This is a genomic window from Streptomyces nymphaeiformis, from assembly GCF_014203895.1.
GTDB lineage: Bacteria > Actinomycetota > Actinomycetes > Streptomycetales > Streptomycetaceae > Streptomyces > Streptomyces nymphaeiformis.
The window spans coordinates 485,960-505,583 of the sequence record NZ_JACHJY010000003.1 but is presented as its reverse complement, the minus strand read 5'-3'; the positions used below and the strand labels follow the sequence as shown (position 1 = coordinate 505,583).

At 74.4% G+C, this 19,624-nt stretch carries 14 protein-coding genes; 8 read left to right on the top strand and 6 right to left on the bottom strand.

The genetic code is table 11. The features are described 5' to 3' along the window. Window positions 1-71: 71 nt before the first annotated feature. The gene (locus GGE06_RS12435; protein WP_116162668.1) at window positions 72-1,103 is read right to left on the bottom strand and encodes a serine hydrolase domain-containing protein; all 1,032 of its coding nucleotides are present in this window, start codon (window positions 1,101-1,103) and stop codon (window positions 72-74) included. 104 nt (window positions 1,104-1,207) lie between these two features. After that, a complete protein-coding gene (locus tag GGE06_RS12430; protein WP_116162670.1) occupies window positions 1,208-2,977 on the bottom strand; it encodes a VanW family protein in 1,770 nt (589 codons plus the stop codon). Between the two features lie 164 nt (window positions 2,978-3,141). Here GGE06_RS12430 and GGE06_RS12425 point away from each other — a divergent pair, with 164 nt between their 5' ends. The 5 genes from GGE06_RS12425 (at window position 3,142) to GGE06_RS12405 (ending at window position 10,858) form a co-directional block, all read left to right on the top strand. Continuing rightward, on the top strand, window positions 3,142-3,894 hold the full coding sequence (locus GGE06_RS12425; RefSeq protein ID WP_184930850.1) for an IclR family transcriptional regulator: 753 nt from the start codon (window positions 3,142-3,144) through the stop codon (window positions 3,892-3,894). A 46-nt stretch (window positions 3,895-3,940) separates the two neighbouring features. After that, complete coding sequence (locus GGE06_RS12420) at window positions 3,941-4,270, top strand: putative quinol monooxygenase (RefSeq protein ID WP_116162674.1); 330 nt, start codon at window positions 3,941-3,943, stop codon at window positions 4,268-4,270. An 83-nt stretch (window positions 4,271-4,353) separates the two neighbouring features. Next, window positions 4,354-5,388 (top strand): LacI family DNA-binding transcriptional regulator, encoded by a 1,035-nt coding sequence (locus GGE06_RS12415; RefSeq protein ID WP_184930849.1) that lies wholly within the window; start codon window positions 4,354-4,356, stop codon window positions 5,386-5,388. A gap of 185 nt (window positions 5,389-5,573) precedes the next feature. After that, entirely contained in the window at window positions 5,574-10,064 is a 4,491-nt protein-coding gene (locus tag GGE06_RS12410) for an aminotransferase class I/II-fold pyridoxal phosphate-dependent enzyme (protein WP_246532495.1), read from the top strand. Further along, a complete protein-coding gene (locus GGE06_RS12405) occupies window positions 10,064-10,858 on the top strand; it encodes a class I SAM-dependent methyltransferase (protein ID WP_116162678.1) in 795 nt (264 codons plus the stop codon). Before GGE06_RS12410 ends, GGE06_RS12405 begins: the two co-directional genes overlap by 1 nt. 9 nt (window positions 10,859-10,867) lie before the next feature. Here GGE06_RS12405 and GGE06_RS12400 read toward each other — a convergent pair whose 3' ends face one another. The 4 genes from GGE06_RS12400 to GGE06_RS12385 all read right to left on the bottom strand — a co-directional run bounded on the left by GGE06_RS12400 (window position 10,868) and on the right by GGE06_RS12385 (window position 15,978). After that, window positions 10,868-11,956: a glycosyltransferase family 4 protein gene (locus GGE06_RS12400; RefSeq protein ID WP_116162680.1), complete on the bottom strand. Its 1,089-nt coding sequence runs from the start codon at window positions 11,954-11,956 to the stop codon at window positions 10,868-10,870. Window positions 11,957-12,004: 48 nt separating this feature from the next. After that, a complete protein-coding gene (locus GGE06_RS12395) occupies window positions 12,005-12,877 on the bottom strand; it encodes a PIG-L deacetylase family protein (RefSeq protein ID WP_116162682.1) in 873 nt (290 codons plus the stop codon). After that, window positions 12,859-14,712 (bottom strand): glycosyltransferase family 4 protein, encoded by a 1,854-nt coding sequence (locus GGE06_RS12390; RefSeq protein WP_184930848.1) that lies wholly within the window; start codon window positions 14,710-14,712, stop codon window positions 12,859-12,861. The genes GGE06_RS12395 and GGE06_RS12390 overlap by 19 nt, the downstream gene beginning before the upstream one ends. A gap of 492 nt (window positions 14,713-15,204) precedes the next feature. Further along, complete coding sequence (locus GGE06_RS12385) at window positions 15,205-15,978, bottom strand: glycosyltransferase (RefSeq protein ID WP_116162686.1); 774 nt, start codon at window positions 15,976-15,978, stop codon at window positions 15,205-15,207. A gap of 216 nt (window positions 15,979-16,194) precedes the next feature. On the opposite strand from GGE06_RS12385, the gene GGE06_RS12380 reads away from it, so the two are divergent. The 3 genes from GGE06_RS12380 (at window position 16,195) to GGE06_RS12370 (ending at window position 19,599) form a co-directional block, all read left to right on the top strand. Continuing rightward, entirely contained in the window at window positions 16,195-18,045 is a 1,851-nt protein-coding gene (locus GGE06_RS12380) for a glycoside hydrolase family 15 protein (protein WP_116162688.1), read from the top strand. Window positions 18,046-18,088: 43 nt separating this feature from the next. Beyond that, window positions 18,089-18,379 (top strand): hypothetical protein, encoded by a 291-nt coding sequence (locus GGE06_RS12375; protein WP_116162690.1) that lies wholly within the window; start codon window positions 18,089-18,091, stop codon window positions 18,377-18,379. 146 nt (window positions 18,380-18,525) lie between these two features. Next, complete coding sequence (locus tag GGE06_RS12370) at window positions 18,526-19,599, top strand: phosphatase PAP2 family protein (RefSeq protein ID WP_116162692.1); 1,074 nt, start codon at window positions 18,526-18,528, stop codon at window positions 19,597-19,599. Window positions 19,600-19,624 lie beyond the last annotated feature (25 nt).

The window sequence follows — 19,624 nt, the reverse complement described above, 5'->3', positions numbered from 1 at the left end:
TGTCGAAGATCATCGGCGGGTGCAGGGTCGCAGAACCGGGGCCCGGTCCGCATCCCGATTCCGCGCGCCGGTCAGCCGAAGGCGAGGGTCCGGAACACGTCCCTGACCCGCGCCAGCGGCCCGGGGTCCCGGGTCAGCCGGAGCCGGTTGGTGAGCAGGACGGCCCACCGGCCGCGCGCCGGTGACACCCACAGGGCCGTGCCGGTGAAGCCGAAGTGCGCCCAGACGTCGTCCGCCGGTTCCGTGCCCGGCGCCGGATGCCAGAACAGCCCGCGCGGCGGGACGAGCGGGCCCGTGTGGACGCGCAGCGACGCGGCGGTCCAGCCGGCGGAGAAGGCGCCCGGCTCCGGGAGGAGCAGATGGCGCAGGAAGCGGCCGACGTCGGCGGTGGTGGTGAAGACCCCCGCGATCCCGCAGGCCCCGCCGAGCAGCCGGGTCGAGAAGTCGTGGACGGTGCCCCGCAGCGGGGCGCCGCCCTCCTCGTCGTACTCGGTGGGCGCGCACCGCTCCCCGAGCCCGGCGGGCAGCGGCCCGTACCGGGTCTCCGCCATGCCGAGGGGCGTCCAGATCCGGTCCGCGGCGAGCCGGCGGAGCGGCTGCCGGGTGAGGTGCTCGGCGAGGTAGCCGAGGATCAGCGCCGCCCGGTCGGTGTACGCGACGGCCTCCCCGGGCCGGTGCCGCAGCGGCTCGGCGAGGACGCCGTCGCGGACGTCCTGCGGGTCGGAGCCGTACAGATGCCGGAGGTTGGCGCGCAGGGGCAGGCCGGCGGTGTGGGTGAGGAGGTGGTGCGCCGTCGCGCCGGCGAGCGGCCGGCCCGCGGCCTCGGGCCAGTACGAGCCGAGCGGGGCGGTCAGGTCGAGCTTCCCGGCGTCGACGAGGGTGCCGGTGACCGCCCAGACCACGAGGATCTTGGTCAGGCTCGCCACGTCGAAGAGCGTGTCGGGGAGCGTCGGTTCACCCGGGCGCTCCGGGTCGAGCACCCCGACCGCCCCGGACGAGAGGGTCGTACGGGCATCGCCCACGGCCCATGCGGCGCCCGGGTACGTGCCCGCGCGGGCGGCCTCGCCGAGGAGCCGCTCGAAGGGGTCGCTGCGATGGGCCAAGGCGTGCCTCCGACGGTCCGGGGAGGTTCGGGGGCGGACCGGCGGATCGCCGACGGACCGCCCTCCGAAGACATGCCCCGGCCGAACGGGAAGACACCCTTCCGTCAGCGGGAGGCGTCGCCCTTCTCGGTGGTCGGCTTGCAGGTCACCTCGTCGCGCGGGGTGTAGTGGGTCTTGTACGTCTCCCGCTTGACCTCGACGCCGTCGTTCTTGAACACGCGGTCCACCGTGGTGTCGAAGCCCTCCAGGGGCGGCTGCGGCACACAGGCCTCACCGGTGCCCTCGCGCTTCACGGGCTGCGTGATGTTGGTGCGCGGTCCGGCGACCGCCTCCACGGAGTCGTACTTCTTCGTGCCGAGGAAGCTCACCGTGACCGAGTGGTCGGTGGCGCTCGCCTTGATGTAGATCGGCTTGCCCGTGTCGTTGCGGAACTTCAGGTCGAGCTGGCCCCAGGCGACGGTCGCCTCCCGGCCGGCCGGGTAGCGCTCGATGTAGAAGGAGTGGGCGCCGTGCTCGACGGGCTGCACCCCGGCGAAGAACATGGCGTTGTAGACGGTGGTGGCCATCGCCGAGACGCCGCCGCCGGGCGCGGAGCGGTACGAGCCGTCGAGGATCATCGTGCCGTCGACGAAGCCGTTGTCCGGGGTCCGCTCGCCGACCGTCTTGTTGAAGCTCCACACCTCGCCCGGCTGCACCAGCGAGCCGTTGATGAGCTCGGCCGCGCGGCCGATGTTCGTCGTCCGGTACGGGGCGGTGGGGAAGTTCACCGTGAACGTCGACATCTGCTCGGTGATGCCCAGGCGGGCCAGCGAGGCGGAGGTCAGCCCCGGCTCCGTCACCTTGGTCGCCACCGGGGCCGTACGGGCCGCGTCGCCCGACTTCGTGAGCAGCGGGCGCACGGCGTCGCCCAGGGCCTTCGCGGTCACCTCGTGGCCCGGCCGGCCCTCCGACTCCACGACGACCTTGCCGTCGCGCACCCCGAGGGAGGCCTCCACCGGCGCGCCCGTCAGCGAGGCGAGGGGACGCGCCACGTCCGGGTCGCGCAGCAGGGCGTCCTGGTCGAGGGAGGCGGTGAGGCGGCCGCCGTCGTTCTTCACGGTGAGGTGGTCGGAGAGCGTGGCGGCGGAGATCCGCAGCCGCTCGCTGCCGGCCGTGAGCGTCACGGGGCCGGAGACGGCGGGCTTCGCGTACGTGTCGAGGAAGCGGGACACCTCGGCGGCGGGCAGCCTGGGCTCGGTCACCTGGACGGGGAGCGTCACCGCGGCGGCGCCGGTGGCGGCCGGGTAGGCCGCGCGCAGGGACTCGGCGGCGCGGCCGGTGTCCAGCTTGCTGCCCGTGACGGACTGGGTCGCGACGGCCTTGCCGTCGTGGAAGGCGACGGACCCCTCGCGGACCGTGCGGTCGTTCTGCTTGGCCAGCTCGGCCACGGCGGTCCTGGTCTTGGCCTCGTCGTAGGCGTACACCGGCCGGACTTCGCGCTCGCCGGAGGAGAAGAGCCGTCCGACGACGGTGACGGGGTCACGGGAGGGGTCGGCCGCCCGGTCGGCGGTCTTCGCGACGTCCACGGTCAGACCGGCGGAGGCCGGGTCCACGGTGGCGGCCCGGTCGCCGACCTTCACGGGTATCGGCGCCTTCCACGAGGCCGGGGCGGCGGCCGTCAGCCTGGCCTCGGCCTCGGAGCGGCTCATGCCGCCGATGTCCACGCCGTCGACCCGGGTGCCGGCGGATATGTCGTCCCCGGTGGCGACGAGACCCGCCACGTACAGTCCGCCCGCGGCGACGGCGACCACACCCGTCGCGATCGCCGCCGTCCGAAGACGCGGACGGCGCCCCTCGCGGGGCGTCGGGTCAAGGTCGGTCGTGGAGCGGGGCACACGCTCTCCCGGGGCGTCGAGGGAATGGGCAACCACACGACCGTACGCCGAAAGAGTGTCTTATGGATATAAAGGTGATATCCCCTACAGGGCTACGGAGCGGGGTGAAGCGGACGCGCAGCGTGCGGCCGTGCAGGTCCCGCCGCCCCGCCTAAGCTGGACCGATGCCCCACACCCCCGGCCCCCAGTCCGTCGACCGCGCCCTCGCCGTGCTCGACCTCATAGTCGACGCGGACCGGCCCGTCGGGGCGAAGACGCTGGCGCGGCGGCTCGGGTGCGCGCTCTCGACCGTCTACCACCTCACCGGCCCCCTCCTCGCCCGCGGCTACCTCGTCCGTACCGCCGAGGGGTACGCCCCCGGCCCCCGCGTCCCGGCCCTGCACCGCTCCCACCAGCGGCACCACGGGCTCGGCGCCGGGACCGGCGAGCTCCTGGGCCGGCTGCGGCGGGCGACCGGCGCGGAGGCGTACCACACCGCGTACCGCGACGGCCTGATCACGGTCGTCGACACCACCGCCCCGGTCACCGACGCCGACCACCCCTTCACCCCGGGCCCCGAGGTCCGCGCCCACGCCACCGCCCACGGCAAGGCGCTGCTCGCCGCGCTGCCGCGCCCGCTGCGCCGCCGCTATCTGGCGGAGCACGGCATGGCCCGCTTCACCGAGCGGACGATCACCAGCGCGGAGCGCTTCGAGGCCGAGGTGGACCGGGTGCGGGGCCAGGGCTTCGCCGTGTCCGTCGGGGAGGCCGACCTCGCGTACACCTGTCTCGCCGTCGCCCTGCCCGAGCGCGGCGACGGCATCGTGCACGCCCTGTCGGTCTCGCTGCCCACCGCCGAGTTCGGGCGGCGGCAGGGCGAGATCCGGGCCGCGCTGCACCGCTCCGTACCGGCGTTTCCGACCCTGCCGGAATCCTGAGCCGTCCCGCTCGCCCACCGGCACCGGCCGCCGCGAGGGTGGACGCATGATCTTCATCGCCGTCCGCTTCACCGTCCGCCCCGACCACGCCGACCGCTGGCTCGACCTGGTCGACGACTTCACCCGCGCCACCCGCGCGGAGCCCGGCAACCTCTTCTTCGACTGGTCCCGCAGCGTCGACGACCCGAACGTCTTCGTCCTCCTGGAGGCCTTCGCCGACGCCGCCGCGGGCGCCGTCCACGTCGCCTCCGACCACTTCGCGGCCGGCCTCTCCGCCATGGCCGGTGCCATCGCCGCCACCCCCGAGATCATCAACGTCGAGGTCCCGCAGCAGGGCTGGGGCGCCATGGCCGAGCTGGCCCCGACCGGCTCCTGAACCGTCCCGGCGCGCCCGGCCCCGCCTGATAGGTTCGCGTCAGACGCAGGCGGGGGCGGCGCCCCGAAGGGGAGAGGCGGCACATGGCGGCGAGCGGACGGCAGACCGGCAGGCCCACCCTCGAGGAGGTCGCGGCCCGGGCCGGAGTCGGGCGCGGCACGGTCTCCCGGGTCATCAACGGCTCCCCGAAGGTGAGCGAACAGGCCAAGGCCGCCGTCGAACGGGCCGTCGCCGAACTCGGCTACGTCCCCAACCGGGCCGCCCGCGCCCTCGCCGGCAGCCGCACCGACGCCGTCGCCCTCGTGATCCCCGAGACCGAGGCACGGCTCTTCGCGGAGCCGTACTTCCTCGACATCATCCGCGGGGTCAGCGCCGAACTCGCCGACGCCGACAAGCAGCTGCTGCTGACCCTCATCCGCAGCGAACAGGAGCGGCAGCGCTTCGAGCAGTACCTCGCGGCGCAGCGCGTCGACGGCGTCCTCCTCGTCTCCGTGCACGCCGACGACCCGCTGCCCGACCAGGTCCGCGCCCTCGGCCTGCCCGCCGTCCTCAACGGCCGGCGCACCCAGGACGAGCGCGTCGCCTTCGTCGACTCCGACAACACCGGCGCGGGCCGGGCCGCCGTCGCCCACCTCGCGGCCCGCGGCCGGCGCACGATCGCCACCGTCACCGGACCCCTCGACATGTACGTGGCCCGCTGCCGCCTCGACGGCTACCGCGAGGGCCTGACGGAGGCCGGACTCACCCCCGACGAGACCCTCGTCACCGACGGCGACTTCACCGAGGAGGGCGGCCGGCGGGCCATGCGGGAGCTCCTCGACCGCCGGCCCGACCTGGACGCCGTCTTCGCCGCCTCCGACGTGATGGCGGCCGGCGCGCGGAGCGTGCTGCGCGAGGCGGGCCGCCGCGTCCCCGAGGACGTCGCCCTCGTCGGCGTCGACGACTCGGCGATCGCCCGGCACATGGACCCGCCGCTGACCAGCGTGCGCCAGCCCATCGAGGAGATGGGCCGCACCATGGCGCGGATGCTCCTGACGGAGATCGCCTCGCCCGGCGACCCGGACGAGCAGCCCCGCCGGATGCTGCCCACCGAACTCGTGGTCCGCGCCTCCTCCTGACACCGGCCGACGCGCCTCCTCCTGACACCGGCCGACGCGCCTCCTCCTGACACCGGCTCCGGTGCGCCCCGCCGGCGCCGAGATGCAGCCCTCCCGGGTGCCCCGGAGAATGGACATCTACAGGGCCCGTATCCGCGAACAGGGCGCTCCCGGCGGCGTCCGACCCGGCAAGGGGGCGGTGGACGATGTCGTTGAGCCGGCTCAACCGGCCGCCCACCGCGTCCGCGAAACTGCGCTTCTGGACCCTGATCTACGTCCTCTTCGTGACCCTGCTGACCGTCGCGTACCTGGAGCTCCCCTCCCGCCACACCACCCTGTGGGCGCTCATCGGGCTCAGCGGCGTCGTCGCGATCCTCGTCGGCGTCCATCTGCACCGGCCGTCCCGGCGCTGGCCCTGGCTGGTGCTCGCCGCGGCCAACCTCACCTTCGTGAGCGGCGACACCGCGTACAACGCCCTGGAGGCCTTCTTCGGCCAGACCAGACCCTTCCCGTCCGTCGCCGACGCCCTCTACCTGGCCACGTACCCGCTCTTCGCGATCGGCCTCTTCGGCTTCATCCGCTACCGGGCCGTCGGCCGCGACCTCGGCGTCGTCCTCGACGCGCTGATCCTCACCTCGGGGCTCGCGCTGCTGTGCTGGGTCAACCTCATCACCCCGCTCGCCAGGAGCGAGGGCATGACCTGGACCGAGAAGGCCATCTCCATCGCGTACCCCCTCGGCGACGTGCTGATGCTCGCGATGCTCGCCCGACTCCTCATCCCCGGCGGGCTGAGATCCCGATCCGTACAGCTCCTCACCCTCGGCACCTGCGGCATCCTCGCGTCCGACGTCATCTACGGAATCCTCCAACTCAAGGGCACCTGGATGGTCGGCACCCCGTGGGACCTCGGCTGGGTCGTCTTCTTCACCGCCTGGGGCCTGGCAGCCCTCCACCCCTCCATGACCGGCCTCACCGAACCCGTCCCCGAACCGCCCCGGCGCGTCGCCGAGCGGCGGCTCGCGCTGCTCGCCGGGGCCTCGCTCGTCGCCCCCGGCCTGCTGCTCCTCCAGTCGCTGCGCCACAACCAGAACAAGGACATCGCCGTCATCGCGATCTTCTCGGCTCTGATGTTCCTGCTGGTCCTCGCCCGGCTCTGGGGCATGATGAGCGACCACGGCAAGGCCGAGGCCCGCGAGCGCAGCCTCCGGCTCGCCGCCGCCTCCCTCGTCGCCGCCCTCAGCCCCCGCGAGGTCGCCGGAGCGGTCGAGACGGCCACCGCCACCCTCTTCGGTCCCGGCACCTCCCACCAGGTCCTCCTCCTCACCCGGGACCGCCGTGGCGGCCTCACCGCCGTGGCCACCACGGAGCACCCCTGGAGCTGCCGCACCGACGAACTGATCCGGCCCCGCGGCACCTCCTGGTCCGAGCTGGTCGCCGAGGGCGCCCGGCTGCTCCCCCTGACCCGGCTCGACCCGTCCGTCGCCGCCGAGATCACGCCCGAGACCCACGTCCTGCTCTGCCCCCTGGAGCTCCAGTCCCCTTCCGGGGGCGAACCGCTGCTCGGCGTGCTGCTCTTCGCGGGATCCGAACGCAAGCTCGCCGAGATATCGGGACCCGCGCAGTCCCTCGCCTCCCAGGCGGCCCTGGCCCTCGAACGCTTCGGGCTCAGCGAGGAGGTCAACCGCCGCACCAGCGAGGCCTACTTCCGCACCCTCGTGCACAACACCTCGGACGTCATCCTGATCCTGGACGACGACGACACCATCCGGTACGCCAGCCCCTCGGCCGAGTCCATGTTCGGCCGCTCCCTGCTCCCCGGCACCCCGCTCACCGACCTCCTCGCCCCCGCCGACACGACGACCGCGCTGCGCCTCGTCGCCGACGCCCGCGCCCGCGGCGCCGCCGACGCCCGGGACGACTGGAAGCTGCTGCGCGGCGGCTCCGGCGAGCTGGAGGCCGAGGTCCGGTGCAGCAACCTGCGCGACGAGCGCACCGTCCACGGCCTCGTCCTGACCCTCCGTGACGTGACCGAGCAGCGGAAACTGGAACGGGAACTGACCCACCGGGCGTTCCACGACTCCCTCACCGGCCTCCCCAACCGGGTCCTGCTCCTCGAACGCATCGAGCGGGCGCTGCTCCGCGGCCGCCGCGAGTCCACCCTGACCTGCATGCTCTTCGTCGACCTCGACGACTTCAAGGTCGTCAACGACACGATGGGGCACTCCGTCGGCGACGAGCTCCTCGTCGCCGTCGCCCGCCGCCTCACCTCGGTCCTGCGGCTCACCGACACCGCCGCCCGGCTCGGCGGCGACGAGTTCGCCGTCCTCATCGAGGGGGCGCGCGAGCCCCGCGACGCCGAGGCCCTCGCGGCCGAGATCGTGCACACCCTCAGCCAGCCCTTCCACCTCACCGACGGCGCCGTCTCCGTGTCGACCAGCGTCGGCATCGCGACCGTGCTCGACAGCGCCCACGCCGAGGAGCTCCTCGGCCACGCCGACCTCGCCCTGTACGCGGCCAAGGCCGCCGGCAAGAAGCGGTGGCGGCTCTTCCGTCCCGAGCTCCACTCCCGGCTCGTCGCCCGCCACGAACTCCAGGCGGGCATGGACAGGGCCATCGCCGACCACGCCTTCGCCCTGCGCTACCAGCCGATCGTCGAGGTGGACGGCGGCGCCCCGGCCGGTCTCGAAGCGCTCATCCGCTGGCCGCACGCCCGCCGGGGCATGGTGCCGCCCGACCAGTTCATCACCCTGGCCGAGGAGAGCGGCCACATCATGCCGCTGGGCGCCTGGGTCCTGGAGCACGCGGCGCTCGACGTCGCCCGCTGGCAGCGCGCCCACTCCGACCGCGCGCCCCTGCGGGCCAATGTGAACGTCTCCCCCCGGCAGTTCCGCGACCCCGGGTTCCTCGAAGAGGTGCGGCGCGCCCTGCACTCCTCCGGGCTCGCGCCCGGCTCGCTCTGCCTGGAGCTCACCGAGACCGTCCTCATGCGCAAGGACGTCCAGATCAGGAGCACCATGGCCGCCCTGAAGGACCTGGGCGTCGCCATCGCCATCGACGACTTCGGCACCGGGTTCTCCTCGCTCAGCTACCTCCGCGAGTTCCCCATCGACGTCCTCAAGGTCGACAAGTCGTTCATCGACGACATCACCACCGACCCCCAGCAGGTCGCGCTGGTCGAGGGCATCGTGCGCATCGCCGACGTCCTCGGCCTCCAGGTCGTCGCCGAGGGCATCGAGCACGAGGAGCAGCGGGCGCTGCTCGCCGGGATGGGCTGCCGGTACGGGCAGGGCTACCTCTTCGCCCGCCCCATGACCGCCCACCAGGCCGAGTCCTATCTGCACCACGCCCCGCCCGCCGCGAGCCGGCCCGCGGCCCGGCCGGCCGCCCGTCAGGCCGTCCGGACGGCAGGGCCCTTCTCCGCCGTGCGCACCACCGGGCCCCCGCGCGAGTCCCGGTGGCGGGACCTGGAGCACCTCCAGCGGACCAGCCTCATGTGCGACGCCGTCATCGACGAGGTCGACGGCCGCCGCATCCGGGTCGGCGACGACTGGCTCGTCGACTTCGCCTCCTGCAACTACCTCGGCTTCGACCTCGAACCCGAGATCATCGAAGCCATCGAACCCGAGGTCCGGCGCTGGGGCACCCACCCCAGCTGGTCCCGGCTCATCGGCAGCCCCCGGATCTACCCCCGCATCGAGGAGCGGCTCACCGAACTCCTCGGCGCCCCCGACACCCTCCTGCTGCCCACCATCACCCTCATCCACCAGTCCGTCATCCCGCTCCTCGCCGGCACCGGACAGGTCTTCGTGGAGGCGCAGGCCCACCGCACCGTGTACGACGGCTGCGTCGGCGCGCGGGGACAGGGCGCCGAGGTCCACCGCTTCCACGCCGACCGGCCCGACGAGCTGGCGAGCCTGCTGCGCGGCGCGCCCGCCGACTCCGGCCGGCTCGTCTGCATGGACGGCGTCAACAGCATGACCGGCAACTTCCCCGACCTGCCCGTCCTCGCCCGGATCTGCCGGGAGAACGGCGCCCTCCTCTACATCGACGACGCCCACGGCTTCGGCGTCATCGGGGAGCGCCGCGCCGGCGAGACCAGCCCGTACGGCTCGCGCGGCAACAGCATCGTGCGCCACCTGGGGGAGACGTACGACAACCTGGTCCTGGTCGGCGGCTTCTCCAAGGCCTTCTCCTCGCTGCTCGCCTTCCTCGCCGTACCGAGGTGGCTCAAGGACCACCTCAAGGTGGCGGCGGCCCCGTACCTGTACTCGGGGCCCTCGCCGACCGCCTCCCTCGCCACCGCCCTCGCCGGACTCGACCTCAACGACGAGCGCGGGGACGAGATCAGGGCCCGCCTGTACCGCAGGACGGCCCGCACCCTCGCCCACGTACGGAGCCTGGGCATCGCCACCCCCAACACCGACGGCCTGCCGATCATCGAGATCCCGCTCGGCGACGCCGGGGACCTCGACGCCGTCGCCACCTTCCTCTGGGAGCGCGGCATCTACGTGACGCTCGCGTCCTACCCCCTCGTCCCGCGCGACCGGGTCGGCTTCCGCATCCAGATCACCGCCGCCAACACCGACGAGGAGATCGACCAGCTGTGCGCCGCCCTCACGGAGCTCGCCGCCCGGTTCACCCTGCAGCCCGCCGCGGCCCCCCGTCCCGTCACGGCCGGCCCGCCCGCGGAGCAGTGATGGACCGGATCCCCCAGGACCCCCCGGCGACGGGCCGGGCACGCCGCAACCGGGACGCCGACTGGGACGACTGGCCCGTCGCCGACTACCTCGCCGAGAACTACCGCCGCCTCCACCCCTGCGACATCGGCGTCATCCGCCACCACTCCGCCGTCTACCGGCGCTTCGCCCCCGGCGCCCTGGCCCGCACCCTCGAACTGGGCGCCGGGCCGAACCTGTACCCGTTGATGCTCGCCGGCGCCGCCGGCCGAGCCGTCGACGCCCTCGAACCCAGCGCCGCAGGCGTCCGCTACCTGCGCGAACAGCTCACCCGCGGCATCGACGACAGCTGGCGGCCCTTCTACGCCCTGTGCCGCTCCCTCGACCCCGCCCTCCCCGAGGACTGCGCGGAGGCGCTCCGCCGGGTGCGGGTCGTCCGCGGCACCGCCGACGACGTGGTCCCCGGCACCTACGACCTCGCCTCGATGAACTTCGTCGCCGAGAGCGTCACCGAGGACTTCGGCGAGTTCACCGCCCTGTGCGAGGCCTTCGTCCGCGCCGTCCGCCCCGGCGGCACCCTCCTGGCCGCCTTCATGGAACGCATGCCGAGCTACCGCATCGGCGACGGCCCGGTCTGGCCCGCCTGCCCCGTCGACGAGACCGCCCTGCGGTCCGTGTTCGCCCCGCGCACCAGCGGACTGCGGATCGGCAGGGTCGAGAAGGACCTCACCCTGCCCGAGTACGGGGACACGGGCATCCTCCTGCTCACCGCGGAGGCGCTCACCGCCGAGGCGCAGGCTCCCGCGCCCGCATGACAGCAGCCCTCATGACAGCAACTCCCGGTAGAGCGCCGCGTACCGGGCGGCGAAGCGCTCGGGGCCGAAGTGGTCCTCGACGAGGGCCCGCCCCCGCTCCGCGAGCATGTCCCAGGAGCGCGGCTGGTCGAGCAGCCATGCCAGCTGCTGCCCGGTGCGGCGCCCGTCACCCGCAGGGGCGCGCAGCACGGCGTGCCCGAAGTCGGCGAACTGCGGGAGGTCGCTGAGGATCGACGGCCGGCCCGTGGCCAGCGCCTGGAGCACGGTGAACGGGATGTCCGGATTCCCGCCGAGCGCGACCGGCGGGTACAGCAGCACCTGGACGGAGGCGAGCAGGGCGTGCATGTCCTCGACGTATCCGCGCACCTCGACGTCCGGCAGCCCGGCCGCGCCGGCGCGCTCCCGCAGCGCCTCGTCGAGGGTCGCGGTGTCCTGCCCCGGTCGTCCCCGCATCGCGAGCACCAGACGGAACCTGGCCCCCTCCCGGTGGGCCTCCGCAGCCGCCTCGATCGCGGTCTCCGCCCCGCCGTGCGGATCGTGGCGCCCGGCGAAGAGGACCGAGGGGAACCCCTCGGGGCGCGGCAGGTACGGCCACGCGTCCAGAGCGATCATCGGCGGGACGACACGGACGTCGCCGAAGTCGGCGGCCCGCAGCCGGCGGGCCATCGACTCGGACAGGGCGACCGTCGTCCCCAGGGAACGGCCGTGGGCCAGAAAGCGGTTGTCCGGAACGCAGGGCACGGTGTGCACGACGGGCCGTCCGCCGAGCAGCAGCGGGCGCAGCCGGGACAGGACCGGGAAGGTGCGGCCGATGGTCAGGAAGACGTGCACGAGGTCGACGCGGCGGGCGAACAGCGCCCCGGCGAGCGCGGACTGCACCCGCGCGGGGACGCCCGGCACGTCCCGGGACAGGATGCGGACCGGCCGCCCGCGCTCCGGGACCTCCTGGTGCCGGTTCGGCCACCGGGCGAACCACACGAAGTCCACGTTCGGCAGCGCCCCGAGGACGTCGCCGGCGAGCCGTACGGCACCGCCCTCCGCCCCGTCCAGCGGACCGCCGGTCAGGAGCAGGACACGGGGCCGCTCACCGCGGCGCATCGAGCACCTCCGCGGCGGCCGGTCCCGGCGCCGGGCCGCACGGCACGGTCACGGCACACCGCCGGCCGTCCGGGTCCTGGTGCGGCGCAGCCGGGCGGGGCCACGGGAGACGGCCGTGTCCCCGGCCCCGGGCAGCAGGTACACCTCGGGCGCGCGGGGGATGAGGCCGCCGGGGAACAGCGCGTCGGCCTGGGTCCGGTAGCCCCGGATCAGCTCCGCCTTCCGGTCGAGGTCCCGCTCCCAGGAACGGGCCACGAGACGGTGCCGGCCGGTGAACTCCGCGTCGGCGGCGGCCGTCTGGTTGTACGGGAACTCGCTGTAGTACACGACCCGGCGGCCGCTCCGCTCGGCGGCGGTGCGGGCGAGCACGTGGTCGGCGTGCCCGCCGACGCCGAGGGGCGCGAGCACCAGGCCGCCGGAGCGGGCGGGCAGCAGGGTGTCGATGGTCTCCCCGGCCACGCGCAGGGTCTCGGCGTCGTGCGCGGACACCCGGCCCCGGGCCAGGTGCAGCCGGTACGTCGGGTACACGTGCTCCAGTTCGGGCAGCAGCGGGGCGAGCCGTCCGAGGCCGGGGCGGGACCGCGGCAGCCGCCGGAACAGCCCGTCGACCAGGCCGACGTGACGCCAGTCCACACCGAGCAGCTCCAGGACCCGCCGGTCCTCCGCGCGCCGGTCCGCGTACAGCTGCTCCGCGTCGCAGGCCCGGGTCTGCCGCAGGTACTGCCGGGCGGAGAGGGTGTACGGCGGCGGCGCGGCCTCCGTGAACAGCGTCGCGACCGTCACCGGGGCCCGCCGCCCCGCCCAGCCGAGCAGCGCGCCGCAGGACAGCACGGCGTCGTCCAGGTGCGGCGAGAGCACGATCATCGGGACACCGGTGCCGAGGACGGTCCGGACGAAGGCGGTCAGCGGGTCGTCTGCCATGACGACGCACCCCTCTTCCTCGGCGGCCGCCGCGCAGCGGCGGGTGAGTCGAGCAGCCGGTGGGCCAGGGCCAGGTAGCGGCCCGTCATCTCGTCCCACGCGTAGTGCTGCGCGGTGATCCCGGCCCGGTGGCCGAGGCACTGGCGGAGCGCGGAGTCCGAGGCCAGCTCGGTCATCCGCGCGCCGAACGCCGCCACGTCGAACGGCGGCACGGCCACGTCCCCGGTGCCGCGCATCCAGCGCAGCGCGGGCAGGTCGAAGTGCAGCACGGGCTTGCCGTACGCCATGCCCTCCAGGGCCACCAGGCCGAAGGTCTCATGTCGCGACGGCATCACCAGGAAGGCGCTGTCGCGCAGCAGTTGGCGCTTGCGTTCCTCGCCGGCGAAGCCGACCCAGTGGATCCGGGACAGCGGATCGCGGTTGTGGGCGGCTATGAGCGCGGTGAGGCGGCGTTCCTCGGCGGGGGCGCCGCTGCCGGCGAGCAGCAGGTCGAGCGGGGGCCGGGCCCGGTCGTAGGCGTCGAGCAGCAGGTCGAGGCCCTTGACCCAGGTGTCGATCCGGCCCAGGAAGAGGATGAACTGCCCGGTCCCGAGCAGGGCCTCGTCGAGCAGGCGCTGATCGACCCCGTTGGGGATGACCTGCACGTCGGCCCGGGGGTTGAGGCGGCGGATCGTCGAGCCGTCCGCGCTGTTCGGCGTCACGATGTGCCGGTAGCAGCGCAGTCCGAGCCGCTCGACGAGGAGGAACGGGAGGCGGGGGCGCCTCCGCGAGGCCTCGCCGGGGCGCCCCTGGTCGATGCCGATCACGGGGGCACCGGACGTCAGGGGCAGGAAGCTCGTCGAGTACGGGGGAGTGAAGTTCTCCAGCCACAGGTCGTGCCGGATCCGGCGGGCCACGAACGGCAGCAGCACGAGGAACAGCAGCTGCCCGGCGCGCGGGCCCGCCCGGCCCACCGGGAGCCGCACGTACCGGATGCCGTCCCGCTCCTCGGTGCCGCCGCGCCGCCCCGCCGTCACGACGGTCACCCGGAAGTCCTCGGCGAGCCGCCGGGCCACCTTGCCGGCCACCAGCGCCCCGCCGCTGCGGTGGGCGGGGGCGTCGGCGCCGTCGTAGACCGACACCACGACGTGCCGCCGCGCTCCGGCCGTGCCGCGCTCCGGAACGGCGGCGGCCGCACGCTCCCGCTCCCGCATCGTGTCGAGGATCCGGAGCAGGGCGGCCTCGGCCACCAGGGACGGAGCCCCGTCGCCGTCGAGCCGGGTGACCCGCGGCAGCCTGCGCGACCAGCTGCGGCAGCGGTCCCACCAGTCGGCCGACGGTCCCGCGGCCTCCTCGCGGCCCCGGGCGCGCAGCGTCCCGGGACCGGTCTCCACCAGCAGGGTGAGACCGTAGCCGTCGGCGATCCGGCGGAAGGAGGCCGCGGCCCGGGAAGTGGCCGGGAGGCCGAACCTCACCAGGCCGTCCAGCGGCCCCCGGTCGGTCAGGACCACGGCCTGCCGGCCGCGCGCCCGTGCCCGCGCGCGCAGCCGGGCCACGGCGATCCGCGCGGCGAGCAGCCCCGCGTCGAGAAGGGCGTGGGCACGGCGCGGCCAGGGTCCCCGGCGCTCGGGATCCGTGGCGCGCCGCGCCCACGCGTCCCTGCCCGGTTCCCCCGCGTCCCTCACGCGGGGCGGGACCGGGAGCCGGCGGCACAGGAAGCAGCCGCGGCAGGGGAGGGCGAGGACGGTGACGCCGCGCTCGCGGAGCAGCACCGCGAGCCGGCGTACGAGCGAGGAGGTGTCGGCGTCGTCGGGTCCCGACACCGCGACGAGCAGAGGCCCTCGGACGCTGGTCATGGCACCCGCCTCCGAGGCTTCTCGGCGTGGGCGGGTCCACGGTCACGTGGGGCCGGGTCCGCGGAGGCGCGGGACCGGGGTGTCGGAGCTGGTCCGGACGAGCAGGCTGATGGGCCTGAGCCGCTGCCGCGGCGGGCGGTGCGGGTGTGGGCCGTGCGGGCGCGCCGCCGCCGGGCGGCGCAGCGCGGCCGGCACGCCGCGCTCCGGCGCGAAGGGGCGACGGGGACGATCCGGTCGGAGGCCCGGCGGGCCGGGTGGGCCGTCGCGGCGCGCGGGGACCGGCAGAGCGGGCGGCGCCGGGCATCGGCGAGGGGCCAGTCGGTCACGCGTCGCAGCGGGTGCGGAACGGGTGCCACCGGCGTTCGGCTGAGGGGGCTGGAGTTCACGTCGAGCCTCTTCCGTCAACCGACCCTGCCGAGGGGGGTGCCCTCAGGGCCTGGTTCGTCCTGAAACATTGCTCACTTCAGCGTTAGCATCCTTCGGTACGGTTCGTCAACCGGAGGGGCTGCGGAAAGGTCCGTGCGCCAGGCGCGACAGGGCGTTGTGCGGCCGCTCGTGGAGGAGCGCGCCGAGGATGCGGGCGCCGTCGCGGATCGTGCGGGGATGCGACGGATCGTGACGGCGCGGCAGTTCGAGACTCGGCACCTCGGCGACGCGTAGCCCGTAGTGCAACGCGTGCGTGACGAGTTCCGCCCCGAGCTCGACGCCGTCCTCGCGCAGGTCGAGGAGGTCGACGAAAGGCCGCCGGAACGCGCAGAATCCGTACCAGAGATCCGTGAGGTGCTGACCGTAGAGCCGGCGGGCGAGTCGCAGCAGCGCGCGGTGCCCGACCCGCCGCGACAGCGGATAGTCGGCGTAGTCGCCGCCCGCGATGAAACGCGAGCCCTTCACGAAGTCGTAACCGCTTTCCAGGTAGTGCAGGTAATGCGGGATCTCGTGCGGCGACATGCTGCCGTCGGCGTTCATCAGGACGATCAGGTCACCGGTCGCCGCGAGCAGGGCCGCGTGCGGGATGTCGCCCCGCGCGAAGTCCCAGTCCCCGAGCCGGACCACGCGGAGCCCGTCGCGGGCGGCGCCCGCCCCGGCGGGGCCGCCGATCAGGACGACCTCCCGCACGCTCGCCGGCACCTGGCCGAGGAGCCGGTCCAGGGCCGCTCCAGGGCGCCCGTCACCGGGGCGGGCCGTGAGGACGAGACTCACCGTCCGGGTGCCGGGGAGGGGCGTCCGGTCGGTCGACCGGCGCAGCGGATGCGCATCACCGCTCATCGGGAACCGCTACTCACTCATCGGGAATCGCTACTCATCGGTACGCCCTGACTGGCCGGTTCGGCATTTCGTGACCGGACCGCTTTCTCAGAATCCTGCGCCCGCGGTGATGCCGTCAAGGAGAACGGAAGAATATGCGGACGCCCGCGAAGGAATGACGTGCCCTGTCACCAGGTCATTTCTGCGCGTGTTCTCCGGGAGGAATACAATCCGGTCATGGCAGGGCGAATTGAGGACTACGCCCTCGTCGGTGACCTGGAGACTGCCGCGCTCATCGGGACCGACGGGTCCGTCGACTGGTGGTGCGCGCCCCGCTTCGACTCGCCCGCCTGTCTCGCCGGCCTCCTCGGGGAGCCGGACCACGGCCGCTGGATCCTCGCCCCGGTCGGCAACGGCCGCTGCACGCGCAGGAGTTACCGGGGCGACACGCTGGTCCTCGACACCTGGTGGGAGACCCTCACCGGCACGGTCCGGATCACCGACTTCATGCCGCCGCGCTCGCGGGGCGGCCTCCCGTCCGGCGGCGGCCCGAGGATCGTCCGTGTCGTCGAGGGGATCGCCGGACGGGTGGCCGTGCGGGGCGAGTTGAGCGTCCGGTTCCACCACGGCAGCATCGTGCCCTGGACCCGCGCCACGGACCGCCGCACCGTCGTCTCCGTCGCCGGACCCGACGCCACCCGGCTCTCCTGCGGGCCCGGCGTCGAACTCGACGTCACCCCCGGCCGTACGAGCTGCGAGTTCACCGTCACCGCCGGCCGGCGGGTCGCCTTCGTCCTCGGCTGGAGCCCCTCCCACGCCCCCGCACCCCCGCCGCTCTCGCCCGCCGGCGTCGCCGACGCGCTCACCCGCACCCTCGCCTTCTGGAACGACTGGGCCGCCACCCTCCGCTACGAAGGCCCCGCGCGCGAGGCCGTGATCCGCTCCCTGCTCACCCTCAAGGCCCTCACCTACGCCCCGACCGGCGGCATCGTCGCCGCAGCCACCGCCTCGCTCCCCGAGTGCGTCGGCGGCGGCCGCAACTGGGACTACCGCTTCTGCTGGCTGCGGGACTCCACCTTCACCCTCTCCTGTCTGCTCCGCAGCGGATACCGCAGGGAGGCGCTGGCCTGGACGGACTGGCTGCTGCGCGCCGTCGCGGGCGACCCCGCCGACCTCCAGCCGCTGTACGGGGTCGAGGGCCAGCGACGGCTCCCCGAGACGTACGCCGACTGGCTCCCCGGCTACGAGAACTCACAGCCCGTCAGATTCGGCAACGCCGCCGTCGGCCAGTTCCAGCTCGACATCTACGGCGAGGTGCTCAGCACCGTCTACTCGGCCGTCCGCGCGGGCATCGCCCTCGACCCCGCGGCCTGGGCCCTGGTGGCCTCGCTCCTGGACTACCTCGGCAAACGCTGGCGGGAACCCGACGAGGGCATCTGGGAAGTCCGGGGCCCGCGCCGCCACTTCGTCCACTCCAAGGTCATGGCCTGGGTCGCCGCCGACCGGGCAGTCCGCCTCGCCCGCGTCGCCGGACTGCGCGGCTCCCTCGCCCACTGGCAGGCGCTCCGCACCGAACTGCACGCGGAGATCTGCGCCCGGGGATGGAGCGAGGAACAGCGGTCGTTCACCCAGTACTACGGGAGCACCCAGGTCGACGCGACCGCCCTGCTGATCCCCCGGCTCGGCTTCCTCCCCGCCGGCGACCCCCGCGTCCTCAGCACGATCCGGGCGATGGAGCGGCTCGACGACCACGGCTTCCTGCGCCGGTACGGCGACGTCCGGGACGGCGGCAGACACGAGCTCGACGACCTCGGCGGCACCGAGGGGAGCTTCGTCGCCTGCACGTTCTGGTACGCCGACGCGCTCGCCATGACCGGCCGCGCCGACGAGGCCAGGACCGTCTTCGAGCGGGTCCTCGACGTCCGCAACGACGTCGGGCTCCTCTCCGAGGAATGGGACCCCGTGGCGGGCCGCCAGCTCGGGAACACGCCCCAGGCGCTCAGTCATGTCGCCCTGGTGAACACGGCGTTCACCCTGTACGGCACCCGCCGCCACGACCGCGACCGGGGTCGCGTCGCCGTGGCATGATCTGGCTGAACTCCGGCGGAGGGCCGGGGGACTGGGGGCGGGCATGGACTGGTACGTCGTCATACCGGGCGCGCTGGCGCTGCTGCTCGGCCTCTCCGGAGCGGCCGCGCTCCGCACCGGCTGGATGCCGTCCTGGCAGCGGCGGCGCGTCTTCCGGACGGCGCTGCACGGCTGGGGCCAGTCGGCGATGGCCGCGGCGTTCGCGATCCAGGCGTGCGGGCAACTCGCGGACGACCTCGTCCTGCGCTCCGGCCTGGGCGTGGCGACTCTCCTCGGCCTCCTCGGAGGACTCGTCCTCCTGGTGCTGGCGCAGGTCCCGCGCCGGGACCGCTGACGCCGTCCGCGCCCCGGCTCCGGCGGCGGGAGCCGCCGCGTGCGGTCTCCCGGGCGGACAAGAGCCCCGCTCGGCCCCCGCCCCTCGGCGTGTCGTTCGGGTGAGTCCAGCGGGCGCCGCGCGCGCGCGTGGGTTCGAATCGGGGCATGGCTTCCTACGACAGGCTCCGCGCCGGCGGCTCCCCGAGGCCGCTGGAGACCGGTGACACCTGGTGGTACGCCGCCGTGGCCGGCGAGGCCGCCGGCTCGTTCAGCACACGGGTCCGCACCCGGACCCGGCGTGCCTGCCTCGGGGCCGTCCTCCTCCTCACGGTCGTCTACGCGGGACTCGTGCTCACCGCGACCGGCCGCCGCTGGGGCGACGCCGCCGTGACCGGACGGCGCGCCGACGGCGTCGCCGTCACGATCCTCCGCGACCACCCCTCGCTCGCCGGGCTCACCACCTTCTCCCTGGTCCTCGGCTGCGTCGTCCTCCTCGCCACCGGACTCATACGCAAGCGGTACGCCCTCACCGGCGCCGCCGCCGGCGCGGTCGTCACCGCACTCGCCGTCACCGGACTCCTCCAGCGGTACGCGCCCCGCCCCCGGCTCGTCGACACCTCCGGCGCCCTCCTCCCGAGCGGCTTCCCCAGCGTCCAGACCACCCTCGCCGTCGGCATCGCCCTCGGCCTCGTCCTCGTCGCCCCCTACCGGACGCGCGCCCTCGCCGTCGGCGCCGCCACCCTCTGGGCCGCCGCCGTCGGCGCGTACACCATCGCCTCGGGGCAGCACCGGCCCGGCGACGTCATCGCCGCCGCCCTCGTCGCCCTCGCCGTGACCTCCGGCCTCCTCGCCATGATCGCCCGCAGGGGCAAGGTCCGCCCCGGACCCCGGCGCGGGCCCGCCCTGCCCGGTCTCCCCGTGACCGTCCCGCTCGTCCTGCTCGCCCTGGCCGGCCTCGGCGCAGGGCTCTGGCTGCTCGGCGACACCCTCGCGCTGCCCGCCACCGCCCCGTACGACCCGGCCGAGCTCCGGCTCGCGCACCGCTGCGGCCAGGCCCTCGCCGCGGGAGTGGTCGCCGCCGCCGGACTGATCGTCCTGGCCCTGCTGCGCCGCGTCGACGTGGACGGTCCCCCCGCCCCGTACCGGCTCGGAGGGCCCTTCGTCGAGGCCGCGGGCGTCCCGCACGACGCCGAGCTCATGGGGCCCTTTACCGAGGACCGCGATCACGAGATATCTTGATGTCGAGCAATCTCGCATACGCAGA